The sequence below is a fragment of the Veillonella tobetsuensis genome (assembly GCF_001078375.1).
In the GTDB taxonomy this organism is placed as follows: Bacteria; Bacillota; Negativicutes; order Veillonellales; family Veillonellaceae; genus Veillonella; species Veillonella tobetsuensis.
Genome location: NZ_BBXI01000003.1, coordinates 90,124 through 101,940, shown reverse-complemented (window position 1 = coordinate 101,940; position 11,817 = coordinate 90,124). Strand labels below are relative to the sequence as shown.

Annotated in this window: 10 protein-coding genes and 1 tRNA gene; 3 read left to right on the top strand and 8 right to left on the bottom strand. The window is 38.7% G+C overall.

The annotated features are described in order from the left end of the window. Positions 1-6 precede the first annotated feature (6 nt). The 6 genes from purC to VEI_RS01620 all read right to left on the bottom strand — a co-directional run bounded on the left by purC (position 7) and on the right by VEI_RS01620 (position 4,172). A complete protein-coding gene (gene purC / locus VEI_RS01645) occupies positions 7-735 on the bottom strand; it encodes a phosphoribosylaminoimidazolesuccinocarboxamide synthase (RefSeq protein ID WP_072073192.1) in 729 nt (242 codons plus the stop codon). A 24-nt stretch (positions 736-759) separates the two neighbouring features. Continuing rightward, entirely contained in the window at positions 760-1,251 is a 492-nt protein-coding gene (gene purE, locus VEI_RS01640) for a 5-(carboxyamino)imidazole ribonucleotide mutase (RefSeq protein ID WP_059361562.1), read from the bottom strand. A gap of 389 nt (positions 1,252-1,640) precedes the next feature. Then, on the bottom strand, positions 1,641-2,081 hold the full coding sequence (locus VEI_RS01635) for a hypothetical protein (RefSeq protein WP_059361561.1): 441 nt from the start codon (positions 2,079-2,081) through the stop codon (positions 1,641-1,643). Between the two features lie 9 nt (positions 2,082-2,090). Next, a complete protein-coding gene (locus tag VEI_RS01630; protein WP_059361560.1) occupies positions 2,091-2,543 on the bottom strand; it encodes a hypothetical protein in 453 nt (150 codons plus the stop codon). Between the two features lie 34 nt (positions 2,544-2,577). Continuing rightward, the gene (locus VEI_RS01625; protein WP_059361559.1) at positions 2,578-3,153 is read right to left on the bottom strand and encodes a xanthine phosphoribosyltransferase; all 576 of its coding nucleotides are present in this window, start codon (positions 3,151-3,153) and stop codon (positions 2,578-2,580) included. A 113-nt stretch (positions 3,154-3,266) separates the two neighbouring features. Further along, positions 3,267-4,172, bottom strand: coding sequence for a LysR family transcriptional regulator (locus VEI_RS01620; protein ID WP_059361558.1), 906 nt, complete (start codon positions 4,170-4,172; stop codon positions 3,267-3,269). Between the two features lie 247 nt (positions 4,173-4,419). Here VEI_RS01620 and VEI_RS01615 point away from each other — a divergent pair, with 247 nt between their 5' ends. The 3 genes from VEI_RS01615 to VEI_RS01605 all read left to right on the top strand — a co-directional run bounded on the left by VEI_RS01615 (position 4,420) and on the right by VEI_RS01605 (position 9,849). Continuing rightward, on the top strand, positions 4,420-8,163 hold the full coding sequence (locus tag VEI_RS01615) for a phosphoribosylformylglycinamidine synthase (protein WP_059361557.1): 3,744 nt from the start codon (positions 4,420-4,422) through the stop codon (positions 8,161-8,163). Between the two features lie 222 nt (positions 8,164-8,385). Next, positions 8,386-9,621, top strand: a complete 1,236-nt coding sequence (locus VEI_RS01610) for an FprA family A-type flavoprotein (RefSeq protein ID WP_059361556.1) — start codon at positions 8,386-8,388, stop codon at positions 9,619-9,621. Positions 9,622-9,758: 137 nt separating this feature from the next. Continuing rightward, a tRNA-Ser gene (locus tag VEI_RS01605) sits at positions 9,759-9,849 on the top strand. Between the two features lie 78 nt (positions 9,850-9,927). Here VEI_RS01605 and mmuM read toward each other — a convergent pair. Both mmuM and VEI_RS01595 read right to left on the bottom strand, forming a co-directional pair. Beyond that, complete coding sequence (mmuM, locus tag VEI_RS01600) at positions 9,928-10,947, bottom strand: homocysteine S-methyltransferase (protein WP_059361555.1); 1,020 nt, start codon at positions 10,945-10,947, stop codon at positions 9,928-9,930. Positions 10,948-10,955: 8 nt separating this feature from the next. Beyond that, entirely contained in the window at positions 10,956-11,744 is a 789-nt protein-coding gene (locus VEI_RS01595; RefSeq protein ID WP_059361554.1) for a basic amino acid ABC transporter substrate-binding protein, read from the bottom strand. Positions 11,745-11,817 lie beyond the last annotated feature (73 nt).

Here is an 11,817-nt window from a genome sequence, read left to right as displayed (position 1 = left end):
CCCAGGTTATGCACGTTCGCCCGTTAAGCGGAATAACATTTCTTTATAAGCTTCTTCGATATTGCCAAGGTCGCGACGGAAACGGTCTTTGTCGAGTTTTTCACCTGTTGTTGCATCCCAGAAACGGCATGTATCAGGAGAAATTTCGTCACCAAGCAATACTTCTCCATTATGTGTACCAAATTCAAGTTTAAAATCGACTAATGTTACATTCTTAGTAGCCAAGAAGTTTTTAAGGATATCGTTAACCTTCATAGTAATTTCGGAAATTCTATCCAATTGTTCTTGCGTAGCCCAGCCAAGAGCTGTGATTTGAGATTCGTTGGCAAATGGATCGCCAAGTTCATCATTTTTGTAGCAGAATTCAAGAATTGGATGTTTAAGAGGCGTACCTTCTTCAATGCCAAAACGTTTAGCCATAGAACCAGCAGCAATATTACGAACGATAACTTCTAGAGGAACAATGTTCAACATCAATACTGTTTGGTTACGGTCATCTTCACGACGAACGAAATGTGTTGGAATGCCTTCTTTTTTCAATAATTCAAAGAAGAATGAGGAAATTTTATTATTCAATACGCCTTTACCAAGGATAGTATCATGTTTTTCACCATTAAATGCAGTGGCATCATCTTTGTAGTGAACAATATATGTTTCCTTGTCATCTGTTTGATACACTTGTTTTGCTTTGCCTTCGTATAAAAGTGTTAATTTTTCCAAATCGATATTAGCCATGATAGTAATCCTCCTATGTAATAATTATTTATTTAACTCTGCTTGTAATGCAGCATTATCTGCTAAAACCTTGTCAGCCATATCTTTGCGATAGACAACATATTTTTCTTTTAGTTCCTTGTTGAAAGTAGCACCGATTTGTACTGCAAATAGTGCTGCATTTTTAGCACCATCTACAGCCATCGTAGCTACCGGCATACCAGACGGCATTTGTACAATTGCCAAAAGGGAATCTATGCCTTTTAATGCGGTTGCATTAAGAGGGATACCAATAACCGGTACCGTAGTAAAGCTTGCCACTACGCCCGGCAGGTGAGCTGCCGCACCAGCACCAGCGATAAAGGCGATTGCTCCTTCTGCTTCTAGACGCTCCACAAAGGACTTAACAGCCTCCGGTGTACGATGTGCAGAAGCGATAACCATTTCATAAGGAATATTAAATTCATCTAGTATAGCAGATGCTTTTTTCATCGTCTCTAGGTCAGATTTACTGCCCATAATAATGCCAACCTTCATTGTTCCTCCTCAACAAAAAAAACTCGACCTTAAATAGCCGAGTTTACACACTGATAGCGTTAGCAGAAACAGTCATAGTATTAACGAATGTTAGGTTAATATATTTGTTCATGATAACACCTCCTTATCTGTAATTAAATTGTAGCAGACCAAATTCTATTGGTCAATCATTTTTCGAATAATATTTATATTAGTTTTTATTATTGTTCGATATATTCCGAATAATACTTTAATATATTTTACAATCGAACAGTATATTACGAATAATAATTATTATATACGAATCGTCCTTGATTCAAAAAAGAGACCCCATACAGCAGTATAGAGTCTCTTTCAGTATAGTTCTCAAGGCTCAACATGAGCTCATTAGAGAATCAGAGTATTATATTTTATTGTATATTGCTTTCAAAAGCATTTTTTAGATCGCCCACAGACTGAGGAATATAATCCACAATAGATGTCATTAATGCGTACATCAATTCTGGTATAAACTCATCATTTGCACACATATAAACGCAGTCTAAATACAATGTAGAGTCTTGTTCGTCAATATAGAATTTATAGTTTTTATACGTTGCATTTTCGCGATTAATCAACGCATTGATAGCCGCCATATTCTGTGCAGTTACCTTTTCAGGTCCAAGAACTAGACGAATCACACTGTAAATACTATTATCTAAAATTACGAACAACGGCATATCCCAAAGTGGTGATTTTATATAGGAACGATACACAACTGTACCATCTTCATCCTCAAAATCTTTACGTTCAAAAGCCGTAATTTCTTCCGCCTTCATAAATTTGTCAAAAGCTAATGCTTTAGGATTCATAATTACCTCTTATTTTGCTTGTCCAACGATTTTCAAAAGATCTGGATGCACTTCATCTAAGTGAGGTTTGATGACCTCTAACATGAGATTAACCAATACAGCTGGTTCAAAAGTATCATCTGTAGTTGGCACAGAAATATCCGCATAAATATTGCTGTCTTCATCGTTGACATAATATTTTGTTACTTTATATTGTTGATTAAGTTCATTCAATTTTGGCAATACTTTTTTAATTGCCGCAGCTGTAATGCTTGTAGTTGTAATGGCAACGCGAATGTAGGAGAACACAGAGTTATCTAACACGATAAATACAGGTAAGGAATTACCATGAATTTCTAAACGACCATGATATACAACCGTACCATATTCATCGCCTTCAATAACTTCTTTTGTAAACCATTTATTACCTGTTTGCTCTATATCAGCTACAAGTACATCAAATTTCTCAGCTTTACTATTCATTAGCTTTACCTCTCTCCCAAAGAATCCTTTGATATTAGTCTTCTAAAAAAATACATTCATTATCTTTAAATTCTTTGATACGTACCAAGGATTCCACACGGAAGCCTGCATTTTCTAAACGCTCACGACCTGGTTGGAATGATTTTTCAATAGCAATTGCCATACCAACTACTTCATCGCCTGCATCCTTTACAAGCTTTGCAAGCCCCATAGCCGCTTCACCAGATGCCAAGAAATCATCGATAATCAAAACTTTTTCGCCTGCTGGCAAGAATTTTTTAGAAATTGTAATATCGTAGTTTTCTTCTTTTGTATAAGAATATACAACAGAATGATATACGTCATCGACCATAAGAATTGATTTTTTCTTACGGGCAAATACCAATGGCACATCTAGTTCAAGAGCGGCCATCAATGCCAAGGCAATACCAGATGCTTCGATGGTAACAATACGTTGTACACCAGCATCGCAATAGCGATCAGCAATTTCTTTGCCAATGGCTTTAAATAATTGTGGGTCGATTTGATGGTTCAAAAAACTATCAACTTTTAATACACGATTGTTTAAGACAATACCTTCTTCACGAATGCGTTGTTTTAATAATTCCATTTCGTTTTACCTCCGCATAACTATCTTTAAATTCTAACGTAAATCATCACTTAGGGTCAACAAAAAAACACACTTTATCTAAAAAAAGAGTAAAGTGTGTTTTTCTTTCATAATTATAAGATTTTATCTCGTTTATCTTCGCGATTGACCAATAAATTCGTAAATCTAGCAGCCCCTTCTGATTGAGGTACGAGACGAGAGCGAACAAGAACAATGTCTCGTGTTGGTACCGGAATGTCTGTGTCGATTTTCACCACAGAACCTTCCTGCATTTTTTCTTGTACCACATTACTTGGTAACATCGCAATCCCCATGTTGATTTCCACCAAGTCGAGGAGAACATCGACACTGCTCAATTCAAAACGCGGCTTGCTACATGCGCCATGTGTTACTTCATCAAAGAAGGTACGACTAGCAGTTCCTTTTTGTAACAACAACATCGGCTCGCTAAGCAAACGTCCTTGATCAAAGAAACCTGCCCCTTTATATTCATGACCGCCCACAAAGATATCTTGAATGCTCGCCAAGGTAGTAACTTCTAATTGTGTATTGCTACGCAAACCTTCGTAGTCATTAACTACAGCTAACTGCACTTCTTTATTAATGACCATTTCCACACAATCTGGGGACGGTCTGTTTATGATATGCAAGCCAATTTGATTTTCTTGCAATTGCCATTTATGAAAATAGGGCAACAAGAAATGACGACATAGTGTATCTGTGGCGGCAATATTCAAGCTTTCGTAAGCTTGATTCACCCGTTCTTGTAATTGCGTAATCCCATTATCTAGAATGGAAAACGCTTTGGCTACTGTATCGAATAATTCCTTGCCTTCTGGCGTAAATGCTACCGATTTAGTAGTGCGCACAAAAAGAGGCATTTTTAATTCCCCTTCCAATTGTTTGATACTTTGACTGATTGCGGACTGCGAAACACCTAGCTCTTTTGCAGCGCGAGAAAATGACAAATACAACCCAACTCCTAAAAATGATCTATATAGATCTGCTGATACTGCCATTTTATCCTCCTCTGTTATATACTAATAGTATAGTAATACATTATTAATATTCTACTTTTTACTCAAAACAAGATACTATTGTTACGGTTTATGAAATTTTGGTCTTATGACCTTCATGAAAACTTCATATTTATAAGTAGCATTAATCTTTATATAAGTAAGATTATCTTTACTTATAAGTCTAGACCGACTATACTTATCTTGTCAACACCAGAACATATTTATTCTGCATATTACAGGAGGCTATATGGCTATTCAACGACTATTTGTAAGAAAACGTGATGCTTTCGCTAATGAAGCAGCACATGTATTAGCTACATTACAGCAAGAATTACATGTACCAGCTACAGCCGTGCAAATCTATGAACGTTATGATGTAGAAAATCTTAGCGATGAGGCATTACAAAAGGCTAAACATTTGATTTTTTCTGAACCACCTGTTGATCTAGTAGCAGAAACATTAGATATTCCAGCAAATGCTTTTGTCTTTGCTATCGAATATGTACCAGGACAATACGATCAACGTGCAGACAGTGCAGAGCAATGTATTTCTATGCTCACACTTACAACAGGTCATACTGTTCGCTGTGCCCGAGTATTCATCATCGAAGGTACTTTCACGGAAGAAGAAAAAGCTGCCATCAAACAATATTACATTAACCCTGTAGATTCTAGAGAGGCCAGTCTCGAACTGCCAGATACATTGGCACTTAACCTAGAAGAGCCTAAAGATGTAGCTATCATCAATGGTTTTACGGAAATGACCGAGGATGATCTACAACATATGATTAGCGAATACGGACTCGCTATGACATTGGCGGATATCCAATTAATTCAAGAACAATATAAGAATGTGGAAAAACGTAATCCAACGATTACAGAAATCCGTCTATTCGATACATACTGGTCCGACCATTGCCGTCATACTACATTTATGACAGAGTTAACAGATATCACTATCGAAGATAGCCGTTTCACAGAACCAATCAAGGAAGCTCTTGAAGAGTACACAGAAGGTCGTAATTTATTATATACAACAAAGGTAAAAGCTCGTTCTCTTATGGATATGGCGACATTAGCTGTAAAAGAATTGCGTCATGCAGGAGGTCTTACTAATCTTGATGAATCAGAAGAAATCAATGCATGTACCATAATCGTCCCTGTCGATGTAGACGGCAAAGAAGAAGAATGGCTCTTGCTATTTAAAAACGAAACACATAATCACCCAACAGAGATTGAACCGTTTGGTGGCGCTGCTACGTGCCTTGGTGGTTGTATCCGCGATCCATTAAGTGGCCGTTCTTATGTATATCAAGCAATGCGTATTACTGGTAGCGGTAATCCTCGCACACCTTTGGCAGATACGTTAGAAGGTAAATTACCGCAAAAGAAAATCACTGTCGATGCAGCTCGTGGCTATTCCTCTTATGGTAATCAAATTGGTCTTGCCACTGGTGAAGTAAAAGAATACTATCACCCTGGCTATGTAGCAAAACGCATGGAAATTGGTGCCGTTATTGGTGCTGCGCCTCGCAAGCAAGTGCGTCGTGAAGTACCGACACCAGGTGATATCATCGTATTATTAGGTGGTAAAACAGGTCGTGACGGTTGTGGCGGTGCTACGGGTTCCTCTAAAGAACATACCTTAGAATCTCTCGCTACATGTGGTGCAGAGGTCCAAAAAGGCAACGCCCTTACCGAGCGTAAAATACAGCGTCTATTCCGTCGCCCTGAAGTAACGACACTCATCAAACGTTGTAACGATTTCGGTGCTGGTGGTGTCTCCGTAGCCATCGGTGAACTAACAGATGGCGTTACCATCAACCTTGACTTAGTACCTAAAAAATACGACGGTCTTGATGGTACAGAACTCGCTATTTCCGAATCCCAAGAACGTATGGCTTGTGTGATTGCACCAAATGATGTAGATGCGTTCATGAAATATTGCGACGAGGAAAATCTTGAATGTACTATAGTGGCCGATGTAACCGATACTAATCGCCTTATCATGACATGGCGTGGCGATACAATCGTAAATATTAGCCGTGATTTCTTAAATACGAATGGCGCTAGCCAACAAAAAGAAGCTATTGTTACTGCACCAGCAGACAAGTCCTATTTCCGTCGTGGCTCTGCAAGTGCCGACAACTTTAAGGAACAATGGCTCAATGCTATATCTACATTAAATACTGCTTCTCAACAAGGTTTAGCAGAGCGTTTTGATAGCACCGTTGGTGCTAACACAGTGCTCATGCCATTTGGTGGTAAATATCAAAAAACACCTACACAAGGCATGGTTGCTAAATTACCTGTCCTTCATGGTGAAACGACAACAGCTAGCATTATGACTCATGGCTTTGTACCTGAATTATCCGCTTGGAGCCCATATCATGGCGCACAATACGCCGTGCTTTTATCTGTTGCGAAACTTGTAGCACTTGGTGGTCGCCGTCAAGATGCATACTTAACATTGCAAGAATACTTTGAACGTTTACACTCTAAAGAATCTTGGGGCAAACCAGTAGCAGCTCTGCTCGGTGCATACAAAGCGCAAAAAGAGCTTGAAATCGGCGCCATTGGCGGCAAGGATTCCATGAGCGGTACATTTATGGATTTAACTGTACCTCCTACCCTCGTATCCTTTGCAGCTGTAACAGCACCTGTTAAGAATATCGTAAGCCAAGATTTGAAAGGTCCTAACCATCGTCTCGTATACTTTGATGTACCTCGTACATACAATGACACGCCTGACTGGGATCACTTCAAAGAAAACTGCGATATTTTACAAGAACAAATTGAAAAAGGTCGCGTGTACTCTGCGTATGTCATCGACGAAGGTGGTATTCCTGAAGCGATTACAAAAATGGCGCTTGGTAATAAGATTGGCGTTAAGTTCGACAAATATGCAGAACGTGCAATTTTCCAACCTGCTCTTGGCTCTTTCATCGTAGAGGTAGACATTACAGCGGTTAACCATTTGCTTGAGTTATCTGATGTACGTGTTATTGCTATTACTCAAGATACACCTGTTATCGAATGGAATGATCAATCTGTAACACTTGCAGAAGTAGAGCAAGCCTATGAAAAACCATTAGCCGATATCTTCCCATTACAAGCAAAATCTGGCGTTGGTGAAGCTGTAGCCTATATTCACGATCAACACACAAAGCCTCGCAGTACATCCTTAGGTGCAAAACCAAAGGTTCTTATTCCTGTATTCCCAGGTACTAACTGTGAATTCGATTCCGCTCGTGCCTTTGAACGTGCTGGCGCTGTAGCAGATATTGTACTCATTCGTAACCAAACACCGGAACAATTAAAAGAGTCGATTGACGTAATCAAAGCTAAATTAGCAGAGTCTCAAATTCTTATGTTCCCTGGTGGCTTTAGTGGCGGTGACGAGCCTGAAGGTTCCGGTAAATTCATGGCCACCCTATTCCGCAATCCATATCTTGCAGAAGGCCTTGAAAACCTTCTCTACAAACAAGACGGTCTCGTTCTTGGTATCTGTAATGGTTTCCAAGCGTTGATTAAATTAGGTCTTTTACCTGGTGGTCACATCGAAACATTAACTGAAGATCACCCTACCTTGACATACAATACTATCGGTCGTCATTTATCCCGTATGGTTAACACCAAGGTTATTTCCACAAAATCACCTTGGATGTGCGAGGCTAAGGCTGGTGAAATCTATACTGTCCCTATTTCTCATGGGGAAGGTCGCTTTATCGCATCACCTCAACAAGTATTGGAGTTCAATAAAACTGGTCAAATCGCTACACAATATGTTGACTTTGACGGCATTGCATCCATGGATGGTCGATTCAATCCAAACCAATCCGTAGCTGCAATCGAAGGCATTTATAGCCCTGATGGGCGCGTATTTGGTAAAATGGCGCACTCCGAACGTTGTGGTGCAGATATTAGTAAAAATATTCCAGGCAATTTAGAAATGCCAATCTTCACGTCTGGTGTGAAATACTTTAAATAATCTATATAGCCCATTCTTCGGAATGGGCTATATTTACAAACTTTCACAATATACATTCTAATATGTGAAAGTTATCACAGTTATAACACATTGACATATATCGATATATTGATTTTTTTCGAAAAAAACTGTATTATAAGATGTCAATATAATTAATTAAACCGTCATCACATGGATGAGGTTAGTTATGTATATACATATGTGTAAGGAAAGGATATTACTATGCATTGTGCTCAAAAAATGACCCATAATATCTACTGGATTGGTAGTAATGACTGGAGAACTGAACGTTTTGAAAACTTATTCCCTATTCCAAATGGTGTAAGCTACAATAGCTATTTCATCGATGATGAAAAAACTTGCGTTGTAGACTCTGTTGATGCAGAAATTCGCGAAGAATATTTTGACAACTTATCCCACCTTTTAAATGGTCGTGATCTTGATTACATCATTGTAAACCATATGGAACCTGACCACTGTCAAACATTGTTAGAAACATTGGAACGCTATCCAAATTGTAAAATGGTTGGTAATGCAACAACATTCCGCATGTTCGAACAATTCTACCGCACACCAAAGCCTGATCAATATTACACAGTAAAAGAAGGCGACGAAATTTGCTTAGGTAAACATACTCTTGTATCCTACACAATGCCTATGGTTCACTGGCCAGAAGTAACTTGTACCTATGAAAAATCTACAGGTACATTGTTCTCTGCTGATGCATTCGGTACATTTGGTACAATCAATGGCAACATCTTTGCTGACCAAACTGATTTCATAGCAACCTATGAAGATGAAGCTCGTCGTTACTACACAAACATCGTTGGTAAATACGGTCCTCAAGTACAAAATGCAATTCGCAAGGTTTCCGGCCTTGAAATCAAACGTATTGCTCCACTTCATGGTCCAATCTGGCGTACACCTGAAACGATTAAATATATCTTGCACAAATACTTACACTGGTCCAGCTACACAGCTGAGAAAAAAGGTGTTGTTATCGCCTTCGGTTCCATGTATGGCAATACTCGTGACATCGCTCAACAATTGGCTAAACAATTGTCTAAACGGGGTGTTACAGATATTAAAATCTACGATGTTTCCAAAACGAATGCCTCCTATATCATCGCTGATGCTTGGAAATATACAAACTTGGTAACAATTGCACCAACTTATAACTTGAACCTATACCTTACTATGGAAAACTTTATTCACGAGTTAAAAGCACTTAACTTCCAAAATCATAAGGTATCCATCATTGGTAACCATTCCTGGGCTTCCGCTGCTATGAAAACTATGGTGGCTCACTTCGAAAACGACTTCAAAGACATTGAAATCGTATCCCAACCACTTGATATCAAATCCTCTTTGAAAGAAGAAGATATCCCATCAATCGAAAAAATGGCAGACGATATCAAAGCATCCATCGATGCACAAGAAATCAAAGAAGTATTATAATATACATACCAAAAGCCGTCCTGTGGGACGGCTTTTTAAAACTCTTATGAAACTACTATAATTTTCCTATTTTTTTCTTGACATAAATCTAACTTTTTCATATACTATACAAGTACCTGTTACACAACAGAATATATGGAGAGGTGTCCGAGCGGCTGAAGGAGCATGATTGGAAATCATGTGTGCGGTTATCCCGTACCCAGGGTTCAAATCCCTGTCTCTCCGCCACATAAAAGAAGGTTATCCGATGGATAACCTTCTTTTTTTATGCTAAAAAAGGGACTGTACAAAAACAGTCCCTATCATTTAATTTACATGTATTTGTTTTGCTACTTCTTGAATGATATCAGGATTTGTTCGGCAACATCCACCGATTATATTCACACCAGCTTTGCGCCATATATCAATATAATCAATGAAGCTTTGTTGTCCGCCTGACCACGTTTTAGTATCTCCATCATAGGTTTCACCAAGATTTGGATATACAGCAATTGGCTTATTTGTGACAGATCTAATATCTTTAATCAAGGATTCTACATATTCCGGCGCTGTACAGTTAATCCCTATGCCCGTCACTTGACGCACCTTATCGATCATTTCAGCGCATTTAATGATGGTCTCCCCGCTTGAGATATGATGTTCATCTTTGCAGGAAAAGGAAATCCATGCGGGAATGCCTTTTGTCGTAAGGGGATCACACAAGGTACGGGCAATGGCGATGGCCTCATCATAGCACGGCACAGTTTCACAAGCTAACACATCTGGGTTTTCTTCGCAGAATAATGCAATGCGAGGAATATGGAACACTTCTAAATATTCCGTTTGTACACCGTAGTCGCCACGATATTCCGATCCATCTGCCAAGAAAGCACCATATGGTCCGACAGAGGCGGCTACCAATGGTTTTGGTAAGGCCCCTTCAGAGAAGTAACGGACACTGCCATCTGGCAATTGTTCACCTAATGTAATGCCACGCAATGTAAGCGCATCATTCGCTTTAGCTTCTAAAAATTCATTACGTGCTTGCACGGCTAAACGAACAGATAACTTCACCAAATCTAATGCTTCTTCTGTACCATACCCATGAGCTTTAAATCCGGCTACAGTTGCTTGATAACCAGAACTTTCAATAATATCTGCACCGGCTGCCAAGTAGGAAATGTGCACTTTTTTGATGATTTCTGGATTTTCAATAAGCATCTTAGACGACCATAACTCATCATGAATATTACATCCATGACGCTCTAATTCTGTACCGAATGCACCATCTAGTACAAGAGGTCCATTTTCCTTTACAATCTTCAAAAATGCTTTTCGTTTAGCCATTCTATCACCTATTTCAAATCTTCTACAGGTGGTTCTTTACCAAACCACTTTTTATAAATCTCTGCATACTTACCATTTGCTTTAATCTTTGCGAGTCCATCGTTAATATTCTTTAACAATTCTGTATTGCCTTTTTTTACAGCAATACCAAGTGGTGCCGCATCATAGTCCTCTCCAGTGACCTTTGCGATACCTTTACCCTTCCCATTAACATAATATTCGTTTACCGGTGTATCATTGATAACTACATCTACGCCTTTATTCTCTAATTCCAAAAAGGCATCAACAATAATATTAAATTGTCGTACATCCGCATTTGGAATTTTGCTAGCAATCTCAGCGCCAGTTGAGCCAATAGAAACACCGATGCGTTTACCTTCTAGATCCTTAAAGCTATGAATAGTAGTATTATCAATATTTACAACAAGCCCATTACCTGCTATATAGTAGGGATTACTAAAATCTACTGATTTAGCGCGATCTTCAGAGATTGTCATATCAGAAATTGCAATATCAATTGTATTGCTTTGTAGTGCTGGTAACAGGGCATCAAAGTTTAAATTTTGAATATCCGCTTCAATCCCCTCTTCTTTGGCAACGGCATTAATTATATCGATATCAAAGCCATCCAACTTTCCGCTATCTTTATCTTTAAATCCAAATGGAGCATAGGTGGCATCAGTACCAACACGCCATACCTTATCATTACGAGTTGTATCACTACCACAACCAGCAATAAATAAACTACTAGCAATAGTAAAAGCCCCTAATAGGGCTGCAATTTTTTTTAGTTTCATATCTAACCTTATTTTAAGACTTCTTTTAAAATCCAAAGAGCCCTCTATTCTATTTCTAAGTAACTTGCCTATA